The organism is Proteus sp. fly-1013, from assembly GCF_040140245.1.
Classification (GTDB): domain Bacteria; phylum Pseudomonadota; class Gammaproteobacteria; order Enterobacterales; family Enterobacteriaceae; genus Proteus; species Proteus mirabilis_B.
This window is the reverse complement of record NZ_JBEEWD010000003.1, coordinates 56,753-74,825: the sequence shown is the minus strand read 5'-3', so window position 1 is coordinate 74,825 and position 18,073 is coordinate 56,753. Positions and strand designations below refer to the sequence as shown.

Annotated in this window: 19 protein-coding genes; all 19 read right to left on the bottom strand. The window is 38.5% G+C overall.

Going from position 1 to position 18,073, the window contains the following annotated elements:
- Positions 1-28: 28 nt before the first annotated feature.
- The 19 genes from ABN236_RS06995 to yddG all read right to left on the bottom strand — a co-directional run bounded on the left by ABN236_RS06995 (position 29) and on the right by yddG (position 17,536).
- Positions 29-355, bottom strand: a complete 327-nt coding sequence (locus tag ABN236_RS06995) for a DMT family transporter (RefSeq protein ID WP_004245856.1) — start codon at positions 353-355, stop codon at positions 29-31.
- Between the two features lie 95 nt (positions 356-450).
- Positions 451-867: a DMT family transporter gene (locus ABN236_RS06990; RefSeq protein ID WP_088494450.1), complete on the bottom strand. Its 417-nt coding sequence runs from the start codon at positions 865-867 to the stop codon at positions 451-453.
- Between the two features lie 35 nt (positions 868-902).
- On the bottom strand, positions 903-1,607 hold the full coding sequence (locus ABN236_RS06985; RefSeq protein ID WP_349473651.1) for a hypothetical protein: 705 nt from the start codon (positions 1,605-1,607) through the stop codon (positions 903-905).
- Positions 1,608-1,624: 17 nt separating this feature from the next.
- Positions 1,625-2,269: a phosphate propanoyltransferase gene (locus ABN236_RS06980; RefSeq protein ID WP_349473650.1), complete on the bottom strand. Its 645-nt coding sequence runs from the start codon at positions 2,267-2,269 to the stop codon at positions 1,625-1,627.
- Positions 2,269-2,796 carry a BMC domain-containing protein gene (locus ABN236_RS06975; RefSeq protein WP_349473649.1) on the bottom strand — a complete coding sequence of 176 codons (528 nt, stop codon included), beginning with the start codon at positions 2,794-2,796 and terminating at the stop codon, positions 2,269-2,271. Before ABN236_RS06975 ends, ABN236_RS06980 begins: the two co-directional genes overlap by 1 nt.
- Positions 2,797-2,809: 13 nt before the next feature.
- Positions 2,810-3,760, bottom strand: coding sequence for a choline TMA-lyase-activating enzyme (cutD, locus tag ABN236_RS06970; RefSeq protein ID WP_194951319.1), 951 nt, complete (start codon positions 3,758-3,760; stop codon positions 2,810-2,812).
- Positions 3,761-3,860: 100 nt separating this feature from the next.
- Positions 3,861-7,289, bottom strand: coding sequence for a choline trimethylamine-lyase (cutC, locus tag ABN236_RS06965; RefSeq protein WP_349473648.1), 3,429 nt, complete (start codon positions 7,287-7,289; stop codon positions 3,861-3,863).
- Between the two features lie 56 nt (positions 7,290-7,345).
- A complete protein-coding gene (locus ABN236_RS06960) occupies positions 7,346-8,494 on the bottom strand; it encodes a 1-propanol dehydrogenase PduQ (protein WP_088494444.1) in 1,149 nt (382 codons plus the stop codon).
- Between the two features lie 7 nt (positions 8,495-8,501).
- A complete protein-coding gene (locus ABN236_RS06955; RefSeq protein WP_036934514.1) occupies positions 8,502-8,765 on the bottom strand; it encodes a EutN/CcmL family microcompartment protein in 264 nt (87 codons plus the stop codon).
- A gap of 26 nt (positions 8,766-8,791) precedes the next feature.
- Positions 8,792-10,459, bottom strand: coding sequence for an acetaldehyde dehydrogenase (acetylating) (locus tag ABN236_RS06950; RefSeq protein ID WP_349473647.1), 1,668 nt, complete (start codon positions 10,457-10,459; stop codon positions 8,792-8,794).
- Between the two features lie 73 nt (positions 10,460-10,532).
- Positions 10,533-10,811: a BMC domain-containing protein gene (locus ABN236_RS06945; protein WP_006536328.1), complete on the bottom strand. Its 279-nt coding sequence runs from the start codon at positions 10,809-10,811 to the stop codon at positions 10,533-10,535.
- A gap of 14 nt (positions 10,812-10,825) precedes the next feature.
- Positions 10,826-11,110, bottom strand: a complete 285-nt coding sequence (locus ABN236_RS06940; RefSeq protein ID WP_006536329.1) for a BMC domain-containing protein — start codon at positions 11,108-11,110, stop codon at positions 10,826-10,828.
- 20 nt (positions 11,111-11,130) lie between these two features.
- Complete coding sequence (locus ABN236_RS06935; protein WP_004249182.1) at positions 11,131-11,409, bottom strand: BMC domain-containing protein; 279 nt, start codon at positions 11,407-11,409, stop codon at positions 11,131-11,133.
- Between the two features lie 677 nt (positions 11,410-12,086).
- Complete coding sequence (locus ABN236_RS06930) at positions 12,087-12,605, bottom strand: FidL-like protein (RefSeq protein ID WP_006536331.1); 519 nt, start codon at positions 12,603-12,605, stop codon at positions 12,087-12,089.
- Complete coding sequence (locus ABN236_RS06925; RefSeq protein WP_311755240.1) at positions 12,605-13,459, bottom strand: transcriptional regulator; 855 nt, start codon at positions 13,457-13,459, stop codon at positions 12,605-12,607. Before ABN236_RS06925 ends, ABN236_RS06930 begins: the two co-directional genes overlap by 1 nt.
- Positions 13,460-13,485: 26 nt before the next feature.
- Positions 13,486-14,073 (bottom strand): TetR/AcrR family transcriptional regulator, encoded by a 588-nt coding sequence (locus ABN236_RS06920; protein ID WP_311755239.1) that lies wholly within the window; start codon positions 14,071-14,073, stop codon positions 13,486-13,488.
- Positions 14,074-14,430: 357 nt separating this feature from the next.
- Positions 14,431-14,964, bottom strand: a complete 534-nt coding sequence (locus tag ABN236_RS06915) for a hypothetical protein (RefSeq protein ID WP_349473646.1) — start codon at positions 14,962-14,964, stop codon at positions 14,431-14,433.
- Positions 14,965-15,092: 128 nt separating this feature from the next.
- Entirely contained in the window at positions 15,093-16,367 is a 1,275-nt protein-coding gene (locus ABN236_RS06910; protein ID WP_088494439.1) for a bifunctional O-acetylhomoserine aminocarboxypropyltransferase/cysteine synthase, read from the bottom strand.
- A gap of 254 nt (positions 16,368-16,621) precedes the next feature.
- A complete protein-coding gene (yddG, locus tag ABN236_RS06905; protein WP_349473645.1) occupies positions 16,622-17,536 on the bottom strand; it encodes an aromatic amino acid DMT transporter YddG in 915 nt (304 codons plus the stop codon).
- Positions 17,537-18,073 lie beyond the last annotated feature (537 nt).

The window sequence follows — 18,073 nt, the reverse complement described above, 5'->3', positions numbered from 1 at the left end:
GTTTCTATTAAAAATAATTAATATGCAACTACATAGTAGAGAATGTATTCATAATTATCCCACCAGAGATAATCAGTGCCATCGAGAATATAGCTGGTAAGTCTGGTTTTTGCTTATATAAAATCATCGCAACTAAGGTCACACCGACAATACCAAATCCACACCATAGTGAATAAGCCACACCAACAGGGATATATCCCATTGCGCGTGTTAAGGCGAAATAACAAATACAGTAAGCAGCAATAACTAAAACAGAAGGGGCTAATTTACTAAAACCGTTGGTCTTTTTAATCATTGACGTACCAGTGATTTCAGAACCAATAGACAGCGCCAGCCATAAGAATCCGGTAAACATAATTGTTATCCTTATTTGTTTTAATAAAATAACTATTATTAAAAATAGACTTATTAAAAATAGATTTATTAAAAAATATTTATCAAGAAATAGACTTATTTATTAACTGGCGATGCAGTTTGTTTAATATTAGAGGTTTCAGTTGTTTCTTCTTCCTCTTCTTCAGAACCCATTTTCGAGAAGAGATTCATAATCACAATACCACTGGCAATAACAGCCATACCAATCATGGCAGCCGTATCAGGATGTTGGCCATAAAACAACATACCTAAAGAAGAAACCACTAAAATCCCTGTACCTGACCACGTTGCATAAGCCAGGCCAACAGGAATATTTTTAACTGCACGTGATAATGAGTAATAACAAATAACATATAAAACAACAATTAAGCCTAATAATAATGTTTTGGTTGTTCCTTCACTATTATCAAACATTTTTAAAGTAGAGGTTGCTGAGGTTTCTGAAATAATAACCGCCAGCATCCAAAGCCATGATTTAGCTTTTGGTGACATAATAAGACTCCTGAGTTATCAGATATAATTTAAGATTAATTTTTCAAACTTTTTAAATATTCAATAGCAGAATCCGTCAATTTATCTTGCGATAAATGATATTCTCCAGGCTTATTCATTACTTCATTCAAAGTAATATAGCGATTATTATTCTCTTGTTTAATTTCAGGTTTATATTCAGGTTTAGCTTGATGCTTAACATCATGGTTTATTAAATTAGCTTCAACATCATTTATAGAGTGAAACATAATACCCATTGATTTTAATCGGCTAATATTTTCCTGAATAAGCAGGTTGTACTCTTTATTTTTATTTAAACCTAAAATCTCATTTAATTCACTTTCTGGTTGGCAAAAATAAGGTAATGCAATAACAGGAATATTTTGAGCAAGTGCAGAATGAATTAGCTTTCCTTCTTCACTTATAAATAATCCGTTAATAATTTCACCCACCAGCTTTTTATCAAAATAAGGAACAAACAGTGCGTGATAAGTCGATAACTGCAGGCAATCGAACTCACTCGCATTATATATTTCCCCCAGATGACGCCATTTCGACAAATCATGACTGACTTGTGCCGATGTTGTAACAAAAAGAGAAAATCGAATATGAGAAAAAGTGTTAATACGCTGACAGATTTCATCTTGATATCCCGGTGCTGGTGTAAGTGCCAACAACACCGACTTTTTCATTCTTTTTTCTATTTCAGCCACTATCCTTTCAATTAACTGATTGTCCATTACGTCACCTCATTGTCTTAGCTGACAATAAATACGCTATCGTTGTTACGAAGTCCTGCAGCATTAGCTTCATCAGTATCTATATGAAATTCCAAAGCAAATTTTTCACTAACACGAACGACAACTTCATCAAAAATCAGACTACGCTCACCTTCTGTTTTAACCTGTACTTTTTGCCCATTGGTGACATTTAGCATTCTGGCGTCAATTTCACTCATATGAATATGGCGTTGAGCACAGATCACTTGCTCTTGTAATTCAACATGACCCGCAGGTCCCATTAATACAGCTTGACCAGAGCCAACCAAATCACCTGACTCACGTACTGGCGCTTTAACACCTAATGCAAAACAGTCTGCTTTTGAAATTTCTAACTGACTTTGTGGACGAACCGGACCTAAAACACGAACTTTACTGATCGAGCCTTTTGGTCCTACAACCATCACACACTCTTTTGCTGCAAACTGACCCGGTTGTTTTAAGTCTTTAAACGGTGTGAGCTGATAACCCTTACCAAATAACGCTTCAACATCTTGCTGTGAAAGATGCACATGACGATTAGAAATACCAACAGGGATAGCCATTCCTTGTGTCTCGCCTAGCATCACTCCATGAGCGGGCAAGCGAGAGAGAATTTTTCCCATGAGTTGTTGATTAATCATTATTTTTTACCTTTACGGCTTTCTGGTTTGATCTCTTTTTTACTGCTTTGTGCTTTATCTGTTACTGCTTTAGTTTCAGTAGCAATATTTTGAGCCTTCAAATCCGCAACTTCTTTTGTGGTTTCAATGTGCTCAATTTCGTTTTTAACAGGAGCTTCAACTCTTGTTTTAACGGCTGTTTCAACGGCTGTTTCAACAACTTTTTCAATGACCGTCTCTTGTGCTTTTTCAGCAACAATAGGGGCTTTTTTCTTACCTTTTACTGTAAGCAGTTTAGTAATAACGCTTGGCTCTGGTCTTGCGATAACCAATGAACCAATCACCAGCTCTTTTTGGCTCACCACATCAACGCCATGATCAACTGCTGTTCTTACTGCACTGATCTCTCCCTGAAAACAGATTGATACCAAGCCAGATCCCACTTTTCGGTATCCGATAATTTCTACATTTGCCGCTTTACAAGCCGCATCTGCGGCTTGAATAGCTGCGGTTAATCCTCGTGTTTCAATTACACCTAAACTGTTCATCTTTCTCTCCTACTTAGTGACGGACAAGACGGATATCGAAATCAAATTTCTTAAAGAAGGCTTCTAAACTGTCTAACTCTTCTGGCGTATAACTTGGATCGTTTTTTATCGGGTAGATCATTTCCAATTTTTCGTATTTGTTACGTCCAAATTGGTGATAAGGAAGAATATCGATACGCTGAATATTGCCGCGCTTAGAGAGTTCCATTGCGTAGTTAATCGCCCCAGTGATCGCGTCATAAGAGTCGTTATAGCCTCGTACTAAAGGCATACGGATCACCACGTTTGCACCGAGATCCATCAAACGTTCTAGGTTACGACGAACATTCTCATTACCAATGCCAAACAGCGCTTTATGCTGAGTGGTATCAATGTGTTTAATATCAATAAGAAATTGATCAACTACTTCCGCTAATTTTTCATAATTCGCCACGTTGGTAGTCGCTTGTGTTTCCACCGCGGTATTGATCATCATCTTTTTACATTCACGTAAAAGCGCAACCGCAAAATCAGTTTGTAAACTCATTTCACCGCCACCGATTGTGACACCACCTCCTGAAGAGATGTAAAAGTCATAATCTTGCATGATGATTTTCATTAGCTCAGAGACAGAAACATCTTTTCCCATAATATCAAGGGCATCAGAGATACAGACTTCTTCACATTTACGACAACCAATACAATCAACAGCACGATCAACACGATGAACTTGTTTACCACTTTCATTGGTTGTCATGTAGTGCACACCCGCCGGACAAACATCAACGCATTTACCGCAATCTACGCATTTGTCGTGAGAGTACATCACCTGAAACTCACTGCTAAGACCTTCTGGATTTGAACACCAAGGGCAGCGGATATTACAGCCTTTTAAAAAAACGAGAGTACGAATACCATCACCGTCATAAATAGAGTATTTCTGGATATTAAATATCCGCCCTCTTATTTCTGCTGCCGTCTCCATCTTTACGCCTCCAAATCTGCATCAAACATCCCTGTTCGATAAATTTAAATCTTGTCTTGTCGATTAAAAGGGATAGCCTACGCCATCCCTATAGCTGTAATTAGAATTTCTCAATCACAGTACGACTGATAATTTCATCCTGAACTTCTTTACATAATTCAACGAAGTAAGCACTGTATCCTGCAACGCGAACAATCAAATCGCGGTATTTTTCAGGCTCTAATTGCGCTTTTTTCAGCACTTCATTATCGACATAGCTAAATTGCATCTGGCCGTTACCCAAAATGGAAGCCGTTCTTAATAAGGTAATTAAACCTTGGCGTCCTTCATTGGTATCTAATAATCCTTTCAGGAATTTGAAGTTATGAACCATACCGATGTTCATGGTTTCAACATTCATCTTGCTGATTGATTTGATAATCGCAGTTGGGCCATGTTTATCAGCACCTTGTGTTGGGCTGATACCATCTGACAATGGTTTCCATGCTAAGCGACCATTTGGTGTGGCTGCTGTTAACTCACCAATTGGCGTATTGTTAGAGATAGACAGCGTACCGTGGCTCAGAGTGGAATAGAGCATTTTGTATTTACGGCATTCACGCTCAGTCCATTCCGTAATATCTAGCGCATATTGGTCAACAACATCATCATCGTTACCAAATTTCGGTGCATTTAAGCAGTCGCGTAGCAACTCTTCTTGGCCTTCAAAGTTAGCTAATAACGCATCACGGATTTGCTCTAAGGTGTATTTTTTATCTTCATAAACAAGTTTGCGAATCGCTGCCATTGAGTCCACATAAGTTGCTAAACCTGAGAAGATAAGACCAGGACCATGGTTAACCATTGCACCGCCGGCAGTAACGTCTTTACCTTGCTCCATACAGCCTTCAACCAGCAGAGACATTAATGGTTTCGGCGCAACATCACGGTGAACACGTTGGCTGATCACAGTACCAATTGCGGATAAGCGAACAATATGAGCAACTTGCTCTTTTACAGCGCGGTCGAAATCTTCATAAGTACGCAGATCACGTAAATCACCGGTATCTAGACCTTGATAGCTATCGAACAACACCATACGACCACGGTTTAATACAAACTCAATCGCAATAGGCCATTGGGTGTAACCTGTTGATGTCCATTGATAAATACGACCAGATTTTTGTGGCTCAACACAACCCATCAGGCAATAGTCACGCGCATCTTCAAAGTCGAAGCCTTTACGTAGCATCATTTTGATATGAGAATCATCGAAGTGACATGCAGGGAAGCCCATACCGGCTTTAACCACATCAACAATTTTTTCCATATATTGCTGTGGAGATTGGTTATGAATACGACATGCTAGTGATGGTTGATACACTTTCACAAAGCGCACTGCATCCATAATCAGGTAAGTTAAGTCGTTACACGCATCACCACCAGAGCGTTTTTGTCCACCGATAGTTAAGTTGATAAATGGCTGATAACCTGCGAAATACTTCGCACCTAGCTCACTCGACATCCACATTAACTCAGCACATTTGATGATAAAGGCTTGCATCATTTCCAGTGCTTGTTCACGTGTTAAACGACCTGATTTGATATCGTTTTCATACATTGGGAAGCAGTATTGGTCTAAACGACCTAAAGAAAGACCCGTTTGGTTCTCTTCCACTTCAAACAATGACTCAACCGTCCAGATACTTTGCAGTGCTTCTTGCAGTGTTTTTGGTGGATTAGCCGGTACGTTTTCGTTAACTTGAGCAATCGTCAGTAACTCTTCACGACGTTGTGGATTGCTCTCTTTTGATGCTAATTCACGCGCATGTTCTGCAATGCGATGGGCGTAAGCAATCACACCTTCACAGCTTTCAATAGACGCTTTGTAGAAGTAGATACGGTCGATATCAGCAGGGTTTTCCATGCTTAATTCAGCCAGTTTTGCTTGCGCATCGGCTTTAATACCGTTCATACCTTTAGTGAAAAGCAATACGTCATAACCTGGGCAAGTATCGCCACCACCATTAATTTGGTGATAAGAAAGGTCACTGACAAAGGTTTCACCACTAAATTCCCACACACCCGCTTCGCGATATTGTGCTTCACAAATTTCATCTAAAGAACGACCTTCCCAGAATGGAACAATCTCTTCGCGAATGACTTTTTTGTCTTCTTCTGAAATTTGGAATGGATCTTGTGGACGTGTGCTCATGGTATCGAGTTCATCACGAACCCAGCGCCATGCGATATCAGGAGAGAAAGCACCCGCACGCGCTTTTCCACAAGGATGTCCAACAATCAGTTCTTCATTTTGAATTAAGATAGGTGCGGTTTCACATGCACGACGGAATGCTTTTGCACGCAGTAGAATCGGTGGTAAGCCTGGGTTATTACGGACAATTTCAGTAAACGCTAATGCTCTGTAGATAGAGACACTTGGGCGAGCTTCTAAATAGCGATTACGTAAGCGTTGTAAGCGAGGCGTTAAACCTTCCATCACTTTGAATTCACCTGCATCAGCGCTTGGTGCAACAACGTTTGCAGAAGGTGCAGCGTATTGAGGTTGTGAATTCATACGACCATTGTATAAACGCACTTGCAGTGAACTATGTAAAGTTGACAGATTAGCACGAGCAGATAGCAACATTTCTGATAATTCGTTAATGCTGACACGTGGATCGTTGATATCAACGCCTTGCGTCATGGCATCAAACATTGGATAACCATCAACTTCTTTAGTCGCACGCACTTCTGAAAGCTCAGCTAATTTCAGCCATACGCTTTCAACAATTTCATACGCTTGTGCTTGTGTTAAACGACCTTGGTCGAGATCACGTTGGTAGAACGGATAAAGTGCTTTATCAAATCCCATTGGATTAATGGCATAGCTACCATTTTCCAGATGTAAGACTAATTGCAGTAAATAGAATACTTGGACCGCTTCTTTAAAGGTTTCTGCTGGTTTTGCAGGTACTTTACGTAATACCGCTGCGCTATCTAATAATTCTGCTTTACGGTATGGGTTACCTTCCATTGCAGCTAAATTCTCTGCTTTTGCAGACAGAATTTGTGCAAAATACAGTGCTGCATCACATGCATAAATAGCTGATTTACAGTAATTAGCTTCATCCATACTGCTACGATTTACGGCACTACCAATGCTTCTAATTCTATCTTCAAGCTGTGCTTTGATCGCTAAGAAACCTTGGTTTACCACCAGCATATAATCAGGTGATGCAACGCTATTATTAATACTTAAGAAGCGATAGATAGAGTCGCTACGCACTTCATCTTCAGTGTGAAAAATCGCACCGCGTGGTGTTGATGACTGGCTGCCGATAATCAGTTCATCTTGTGCAATATAGCTTGGAAAATGACGGATAAACTCATAAAAACGTTGTGCAGGTTTAATCGCTTGTGGAACACCCGCAATGCTGTTGTCCAATGAATCAAAAATTGTCGCACGCTCTGTACTGATTGAGCTATTACGTGAAACTAAACGTTCTGCCAGCATTTTTACGCGTGGCGTCAAAGAATATTTGGCCATGTGAGGCTCTCCTGATGTTCTTTACTTGACCTAATCGGTATTAATTCGGTTGAGCATTAACTGTGTGATACACCGGCAAATGCCTGACGATACAATGTTTCTAATTGGTGTGTGTTCACGTCACGTGGATTTGTCGGCGTACAGCTATCTCGTAAAGCCTGTCCGACCATTTCCGTTAAACGGGCATAAAAGTCCGCTTCACTGACACCGGTATCGCGAATACTCTTCGGCATACCCATTTCATCTTTCAATACATTAATGGCGACGATTAAACTGGTTACCCCTTCTCTTACTGTGTTAGCCGGAAGTCCTAAGCTTTGAGCAAGATAGGCGTAACGTTTTGCTGCTTCACTATTACAATCACCATGAAGATTGGCGTTAAAGGCGACGACATGTGTCATCAATAACGCATTTGCACGACCATGAGGAACGTGGAATACACCGCCTAATGCGTGGGCAAGACTGTGAGTAATACCCAACGAAGCATTAGTAAATGCCATCCCTGCAATACAAGATGCGTTATGCATTTTTTCGCGAGCTGGTAAGTTGTCACCTTGATGGTGGCAATCAATAAGATGACCAAATACTAACTTGACGGCTTTCTCTGCCATTGCATCAGAAAAATCAGATGCCGCTTTAGAAACATACGCTTCTAGTGCATGACAAAGGACATCCATACCTGTATCTGCGGTGATCGCAGGTGGTACAGATTTCACCAACTCAGGATCGAGAATGGCGACATCAGGCAACATAAACTCATCAACCAAGACCAGTTTTTCACTGCGTGATTTGATCACTGAAAAAGAGGTCACTTCCGAACCGGTACCGCTAGTGGTTGGGATAGCAATAAATTGTGGTTTTGTTCTGTTGCTCTCTTTACGGGTATGCCAGAGGGAGTACATAACGGCTTTCGCAGCATCAATCACTGATCCACCACCGAGTGCGATAACCAAATCTGGATAATGCGCATCCATCATCTTCATGCCACTTACGATGGCTGAAATATCCGGATCTGAAGCAACATCATCGTAAACTTGGAACTCGACACCCCGTTGCATTAACTTGTCAGTAACTTTATTTGCAAAGCCAAACTTCACCATTGCTTTATCTGTCACCACAAATGCGCGGCGGGCAGTTAACCCAGAAAGAAAATCCAGTGCATTGGTGCCAAACTGAATTTTGGGTTTTATCAGAAACTCACTCATGTCGTTATTACTCCTTACTGTCCCGATAAACCTTCTCAACAATGGCAACCACTGACATCGCTTTGTAACGCTCTTTATTCAGTGCGAAGTATTCTTCAGCCAACACAACATCGTTGATACCTGCACCTACACTATCCACTGCAACATACGTTTTATTTTTCAGTGGCTTAAGCTCATCATCTAAGGTGGCTATCATTAATAAATTGCTACCTTTAAGTTCTGGGCTTTTCTGTGTCGCTACTACGTGTCCGATTACCTTTGCGAGGATCATGGTTTATATCGCCTTATATCAATGAGTTATTTACTCAGACGTCCGAGAACTTCCTTGATAATGCGTTCCACGTTTTCTTCGGTAATATCACCTTGTTCAACCACTTGTTGCGCACAAGCACTGACCGTCGTTGCATAAGGAGATGCGCCAAAACGATCATCACCTTGAGTTTGACGTTGTGCAGTTGCACATTCAGCATGAACAGGCGTTAAAGAAGGTGAACGAAAACGATCATCATCAAGAATGCTGGTCTGGTGATTTGCGCTAGAAACAGCACAAGCAGAAACAGCAGGTTGAGCAGCTTCTTGTGCTAAAGGACAAGGTTGTTTCAACTCTTCAACGGTACGCACGCCATAACCTACTTTACGAATATTCAGTAGATTCATTGGACCGACATTGTCAGAGCTAGAACCGCCCCCAACAGCACCGCAACCTAAAGTAAGTGCAGGAGTAATATTGGTTGTTGCACCGATACCGCCTAATGCCGCAGGGGTATTAATCAGAATACGGTTAACCGGTTTTTCTAAAGAGAACTGACGAATAACATCTTCATTCTTGGTATGAATAACTAAGGTATGACCTAAACCTTCGTTAGTCAGTAATTGCACCACACGATCGCACGCTGATTTCCAATCTTCTTCGATATACATCCCTAAGATTGGGCATAGTTTTTCACGTGAATACGGATTTTTTGGTGAAACAGTATCTTGTAATGCGATTAATACTCGCGTATTTGCGGGTACACTAAAACCTGCACGCTGGCTTAAATAAATCGCATCTTTACCCACAACCGCTGGGTTAATTGTGCCGTTAGCACGCAGTAACATTGAAGCCACTTTTGTTGCTTCTTCGTCATTCATAAAGTAAGCACCTTGCGCTAATAACTCGCGGTGAACTTCGTTATAAATGCAACGTTCAACGATAATGGATTGCTCTGATGCACAGATAACCCCATTGTCGAATGTTTTACTGGTGATGATATCGCTCACTGCTTTTTTGATATCGGCACTGCGTTCGATAAAGGCAGGGCCATTACCTGGACCGCCACTGATTGTCGGTGTGCCTGATGCATAAGCTGCACGCACCATGCCTTCGCCGCCAGTCGCTAAAATTAATGACACATCTTTGCTGTGCATTAATTCTTTTGTCGCTTCAAGTGTCAGTAATGTCACACCATCAACGATACCTGCTGGCGCACCGGCTTCTAGCGCTGCTTTTTTAACAATTTCTAACGCACGGAAACTACACTGTTTTGCATTTGGATGCGGAGAGAAAATAATCGCATTACCCGCTTTCAGCGCAATTAGGGTTTTATAGATAATGGTTGATGTTGGGTTAGTTGAAGGAACTAACGCCGTGATAACACCTAAAGGCACGCCAACATCCATGACTTTTTTCACTTTATCGTCATTGATGATGCCAACGGTCTTCATGTCTTTCATATGTTCATACACACGCAAGGACGCGAAGGTATTTTTCAGGACTTTGTCTTCCCACTTACCAAAGCCTGTCTCTTCGTTTGCCATTTTTGCCAGCTCTTCTGCGTGACGAGCTGCTTCAAATGCAATGTGTTTTACAATACTGTCGATTTTTTCCTGCGAAAACTTAGCATAAACAAGTTGTGCATTTTTCGCGTTACGAACTAGCTCACGAGCCAGTTGTCTGGATTGCAAATCTTTATCTAATGCAACCATGTCTTCCCCCATACAGGAGTTAAAAAATTTAGCTGAATAACTTATTTCTTTGCTTTACAGCACGCCTGAAAAATCAGGCTTTGTGCTGTTGTGCGATTTTCTCGATATCGTTATGCGGTCTTGCAATAACACGAGAAGTCACCACAGTGCCGATACGTTTTGCCGCTTCAACACCTGACTCAACCGCTGCATTTACTGCGCCGACATCGCCTTTCACCATTGCTGTCACTAAACCTGAACCGACGTTTTCATAACCAATCAGTTCAACATTGGCTGCTTTGCACATTGCATCAGCAGCTTCAATGCAAGCGACAAGACCTTTGGTTTCAACTAGACCTAGTGCTTCTTTCATATTTATTTCCTTCGTTATTCAGTCACTTTGTACTGGGCAACGATTTTTTGAATATCGTTATGTGGACGAGCGATAACTAATGAAGTCACAACAGTACCAACACGTTGAGCAGCTTCTAAGCCAGATTCCACAGCGGCTTTAACGGCACCTACATCACCTTTCACCATTGCAGTCACTAAACCTGAACCCACATTTTCGTAGCCGATTAACTCAACATTTGCCGCTTTACACATCGCGTCAGCTGCTTCAATACAAGCAACCAGCCCTTGAGTTTCAATAAGTCCTAATGCATCACCCATACGTTCTCCTAAGGCAAAAACTATGCCTTGTGTTTGATAACAATCTTGTTGATGTCATTGTGAGGACGAGCAATCACGAGCGATGTAACAACTTCACCCACGCGCTGTGCTGACTCCACACCTGAATCTACTGCAGCTTTCACTGCGCCTACGTCGCCTTTCACCATCGCAGTCACGAGACCTGAACCCACATTTTCATAGCCAATAAGTTCAACGTTCGCGGCTTTACACATAGCGTCAGCGGCTTCAATACATGCCACCAGACCTTTGGTTTCGATCAGACCTAATGCATCACCCATTTTCATTTCCTCCGAGAAGCCGTTTAACGGTTTACGTTTGCCCATTGTGTCTGCGTGGTGATTTTTTAAACGCAGACTTTGGTTTCAAAATCACTATAACGCGTAAAAACGAAAACAAAATATAAATCCATGATATGAACACATATAGAATTTAACTCTGCCATTTAGTGTTTTTTATGCCTGTATTTATATATCTATGCTGTTAATTTGTTTTTTTCATCGTTATAAATTTATTGATTTCCGCAAAAAATAGATGAAAAAGCAGGCGAATTAACTTTGTTAGGAGGATGTTGAAAAGGTGCAAAAAGGCAGTACATATTGACGAGAAAGATGTGCGAGATATCACTGATATTTCAATGTGAGATCAATAATTGAAAAAGGCTAAATCGAGTCTATATACAAATCGTGCTATTTTTTTGTTGATAACGTATTTATTAAATCTAAACCTTCGTTGCACTGTATAAAAAATAAAGGTGAGTATTCTTATGTGATAAAAATCATGCAGACAATCCGTTCAAATTACGGAATAAGTAAAACGCAAAATCTAAGAGCTAAACCTAAGGCTAGGTGAGAATAGAAGGTCAATAAAATGGATAGGATGCATTGAGTTTTAAATAAACAAAAAGGCGGCTATATAGAGGCCACCTTGCAAAAATAGATCCAGATAATCAGGACAATTAATCGAATTTACTACCCGGTTTTAAGGTACAAATATAGAGCGGTGAATTGAGCGAGCTTAATAGTAATGTTTTTTCATTTAGCTTCTGTGCATTAATAAATAGCCCATCATGGCTATCTGACATTTCACGCATAAAATAGTCAAAAATAACGTCTGGAGATTCATCGATTGATGATGCACTCGCATCCCATTGGCTAACAAAATAGTGACGTTCAGTCGGTGAAACTCGTTTAGTTGTATAATCAAATTTCACATAACGTTGTAAATACAACCATCCTGCTTTTGAAGTAGTATATCCTTCAACAACAATCGATCCTTTACCATTGGCACCAAATGAAAAATGAATATTGCCATTTACATTTTCATCTTCCATATTTTCAAAACGCATAATGCCTTTGGTTGAACAAACCATGACACCTTCATTTTTAATGGTTAATAATCTTGTGGCTGCATAAGTGGCGACCAAGATAAAAATCAGGGCCGATAAAAAACATAAAAGTTTCCCTGAGATTTTCATTAGTATTTCCAAGAATAGTAAAAGTAATTGTCGCAATAACTAAATGGATTATCTTCATTCTTTGCACAGTGCGCTAAAAATACTCGCCCCAATCCATTTGTTTGTAATTTATCACCATAGAAGAAAACAAATCGCTCACCTTTCACACACTGTAAATTAAGCTTCTTTCTTACAGCATCAAAATTTCGAACATAATTATCACTTACCGCAGAGTTAATCATGGCTTCATTAGAGAGTAACTCACAATCATTGTGTGTTAATGGTGTCAGCGAAATTGGCTTTGATTGGTGTTGATTAAAAAAAATGATCACCGCAAGAAATACTGCACCTAATAGAAAACCAATGCTGGCTAAATACCAACAAATTTCTGGTTTCTGTTTTTGTTGCGGTGCTTCTTCTTGTGTAGACTCTAAAGGTGCTTGAGTTAAAGATAAAGGTGTCGTTGTTTCAACGGCTATTTTGTTTTCATCCTTAACTAAAATAGGTTCTTCTTCATTTGTTTGAGTTGAAGGTAATAACGTTGAATCATCAATGAGTTCAACTGAAATATCCGGATTAAACTCTAATCGCCCTTTCGCAATAGTGACAATGATATTTTCAATACCATAATGACGAAATGTTTTTCGTAATAAACTCAAATATTGGTTTAAATTACTGTTTGATGAAACCAGCCCATTATCATCCCAAACACGTTTTAATACTTCATCACGATTAACAACACCTGGATGCTGAATAAAATAAAACAGTAACGCATTTGCGGTAATAGAAAGATGTGTATCTACACTCTCTTTTTCTAACGATATCGCGCCATCCGTTGCGTCGTAATAAATTAAGGCATTTATTTTGTATTTCATTGTGCCCTCATTCATCCTGATTAAAATTACTGATTTGCTGTGTTTGCCATATAGTCAAATGTCATCTCAGATAATCTTTCAACTAATGCGCTACGCTCTTCTTGTGAAATCGTAGGGCCTTCTGTTAATTCAGATAACCAAAGACCATCTGCGGCATAACGAATTAATGTACCTAAATAGCTATTATCTAATTTATCGCCTTTGGCTAAATGATCTAACATCCAATCTCGCCAGCATTTACGCATAATAGGCTCGTTTGGCATTGCTAAAGACAGTATGGCTAATTGGCGACTTTCGTCTGACTGTTTTAAATCAGAAATATAAGTTAAATATGCGCGAGAGAAACGTCCCGCAGCAATAGGATCATTTTCCATAATAACTGCAATTCGACTATCCATAATACCTAATAGCCGTTTAAATACTGCATGCACTAATTCTAATTTTCCGGGGAAATGATGAAGTAGCCCACCTTTGCTTACACCCGCTTCTTTTGCTACAGCATTTAAAGAAAGAGAAGCTATTCCTTCATTAGCCACAATAATACTTGCCGCTTCCAATAATTGCTCTTGAACTCGGATAGGGTCTTTTTTTCGGTGATGCGCAGTTGTATTCATGCATAGGATGATACCGACCAGTCGGTATGTTCCTTATTGATCGAAATCAATCTGATTTCGACTGATGCTTATTATATGTAAATAATGGAGTTGACTTCACATTCCTTTATTTTTTAATAAAACTTAATTTAAAAAATAAAATTATTTTATAAAATTGATCTAATTAATTAAATTGAAACTTAAGGATGATTAAGATTTGATTTTTATCAAAAAAATAAATATGTTTATTATTTCATCTAATAATAAAAATAAAGAAATCAATATCTAATTAATTTCTTTATTTTCAATTGCGACTATTCGGGCATATAGATTATTATATCTTTATGCAGATACATTTTATTAAAAATATAATACCATTTAAATGGTATTATATTTATTTTTATCAGAAAGAGTAGCCTCGTAAGGCTCAGAATAAATATTTTCACTAGCTTCTTCTATGCTATCAACAACAATACCATATTCATCTTCAATTGCTGATGATTTATTTTCATTCCTTGACTCAGGGAGTTTTCTTATTAAATCTAAAATATCTTCATTTATTTCATCATATATAGGTTCTTCTTTATTATTCATTTCTTCATATATATTCCCCCCTTCATATATGTCGTTTTCTATATTATCTATTTCTCCATTTACTTGACCTTCTGTCGTATTCATTCCACATTTTTCATTTAAAAAATCCTTTAAATTACCGAGTGAAGTTTTTTTTGGATCATTATGATTAATAAGACTCCGATCTGTTGCTGCTTGTCTAAAAGAAGTATTACTATTAAATAAACCCGTTATACCCGAACGAAGACTAGAAAAAAAATCGACAACACTGTTTATTGCTTTTCCTGCTCCTGTTGTCAGTTGATTCACTGCATCTCTCAATATAGAAGTAATATTCATTATATATCCTTATATTAAAAATAATAAAATTAATCCTTCTAAAATAGATTAGTAAATTTAAGAAATTTAAGTATAAAAAAACCTCCTTTAAATAAAGAAGGTTTTAAATTGATAATTGATAACTGTAATTAAATGCTAGCTTTTAATGCCTGCTCTAAATCTGCAAGAATATCGTCGATATGTTCAATACCAATAGATAAACGGATCAAATCTCGTGAAACACCCGCGCGTTCTAATTCTTCATCATTTAATTGGCGATGAGTGGTTGAAGCTGGATGACATGCTAATGATTTTGCATCACCAATATTCACCAGACGAACAATAAGCTGCAATGCATCAATAAATCTAGCTCCTGCTTCTGCACCACCTTTGATCCCAAAAGAGAGAATACCGGCTGGTTTACCTGACATATAACGTACCGCTAAATCATGCTCAGGGTGATTGCTTAAACCTGCATATTTCACCCATGCAACTTGAGGGTGATTTTGCAGATATTCTGCCACTTTTTGGGCATTCTCAGTATGACGATCCATACGCAATGCCAGTGTTTCTAATCCTTGTAGGATCAAGAATGCATTAAATGGCGACAACGCCGCACCAGTTCCACGCAAAGGCGCAACACGACATCTTGCTATATAAGCAGCGGCACCAAAATGCTCGACATAATTTACCCCGTGATAAGAAACATCAGGTGTATTTAATATCTCAAAACGATCTTTATGCTCAGCCCAAGGGAATTTACCGGAATCAACAACAATGCCACCGATAGAATTACCGTGACCACCAATATACTTGGTTAAAGAGTGAATAATAATATCCGCACCATGCTCAAAAGGACGGCATAAATAAGGTGTTGCAACCGTATTATCAACAATTAAAGGTACGCCATGACGATGAGCTACATCTGCCAATGCTTGAATATCGACAATATTTCCACTTGGATTTGTGATGGTTTCACAAAATACCGCTTTTGTTTTATCGTCAATTAACGCTTCAAGAGCAGCAATATCATCATGAGGAGCAAAGCGGGCTTCAATACCAATACGAGGGAATGTGTGCGCCATTAAATTATAAGTGCCACCATAAAGCTTAGCGACAGAAACAATATTATCCCCCACTTGTGCAATAGTTTGAATTGCATAAGTGATAGCTGCCATGCCTGATGCTACGGCAACTGCCGCAATTCCACCTTCTAATGCTGCAACACGTTTTTCTAATACGTCATTGGTTGGATTCATTATTCGGGTGTAAATATTACCAGGCACTTTTAAGTCAAAGAGATCCGCACCATGCTGCGTATCATCAAATGCATAAGATGTTGTTTGGTAAATAGGTACAGCAACGGCTTTTGTAGTTGGATCAGGTGAATAACCCGCGTGAACAGAGAGTGTCTCAAGTTTCATAGCAATTCCTTTTTTGTTGCATTTGTTCTTATAGTATTACTTATACTCTAAATAATTCGAGATGCAGCTAGGCGACAAGTGAATAAGTCACTAATCAGTAACACTACAACTTGAAATATGATGAGTATAGATAAGCCGATATTCATCTCATCGCATAGTGAAAAAATTTCAACTTACACAAATGCTTCTTTTTTTAAATAGCATTTATTGAGCCAATGACCTCTATTTACATCAATATTTAACTTAAGAACCCTCTATTTTGCCATTTTAAGTGGTTTTATCGTTTTTTGACGAGTTGCCAACCAGCAAATTAAAGAGCCACCAGTCACCATCATTACCCCTTGCCAAAATGAGAAAGAGAGTGCGGTAGACAATAATATTGATGAGAATGCAGTAGAAATAACGGGAGTAAAATAAGAGAGTGTAGCTAATAAGGTCACATTGCCTCTGATCATACCAACTGTCCAAGCGGCATTTGCAAGCCCAATAGCAGCACCTGTTATTAATAATAGCGTGATGCTTTTTGTATTAACGATCCACTCTACTGGCGCTGAGAATAGGTATTGCCCCCACAAGGCAAGTGACGTTAATAGAAAGAAAGGTACAATGCCGTTATTCCCGCCAGACATAAGGCGAGTTAAATTACTATAAAACGCCCATAAGATGGCACCTGAAAACGCCAATATATAGCTTAATGGATTACTTTGAATATTCGTCCATAAACCGTCAATTGTCAGCGGATTATCACCACTAACAACCCAAACTAATCCACTAAATGCACATAATAATCCGACAATCAGCAAAATAGAGAATCGCTGTTTATTAAGTATTACGGCAAGGGCTAACGTAAAACTAGGCCATAAATAGTTAACCATTCCTAGCTCTATGGCTTGTGTTCGGTCTGTTGCAAATCCTAAAGCCAGAGATAAGCACACTTCATAAGTGACAAATAATAGTCCCCCCCAGAAGAGATAGCGTTTAGGAAAGCGTGATAACTTAGGTACGCCTAAGATCAAAATAAGAAAGAGTGTGCCTGTGGTATAAATCAGTGCAGCACCCCCTACGGCACCAAAATACTCACTAATATTACGAATTAAGCCAACAATGGTGCTCCAAAGAAAAATAGCAACAATGCCATATAACGTCCCTTTTGATGCGCTAGATATCATTTTGTGCCTTCAGATTTAAGATTTTATCATTAGAACCGATATTAAAATAAAACCAGCATAATTGCTTTAATCACTTTTATGCAAAAATAATAAAAAAAATTGAATGGTGAAACATTTTGTTACAATTAATATCAAGTAGAAAACACATTGATCTACTCCCATAGGTAGTGAAAAAAGTATCATCAATTTTATATTTTTAAAATATGTCTTTTAATTTCAACTTAAAATGAATAAATAATATTTCTACTTTTTTTATAAAATATAAATTTAAAATTTATATTTGAATAAAGAAACAGACAATATTGTCTTTTTTGATCACAAAAAGTGTTATTTTTTGTATCATTCTATAAATAGTTTCACTATGAAATATATTTTATGAAACATCATCTTATAAGTATATTTACATCATCTTTTTAAGACATTCTTTATTGGAATTAAATAACAGAGCAAAAACAAAAATTAAAAATATGATATATATCAACATCATACAAAACACTCTGAGAATCATTAGATAAAATAATATATTTATCCACTTTT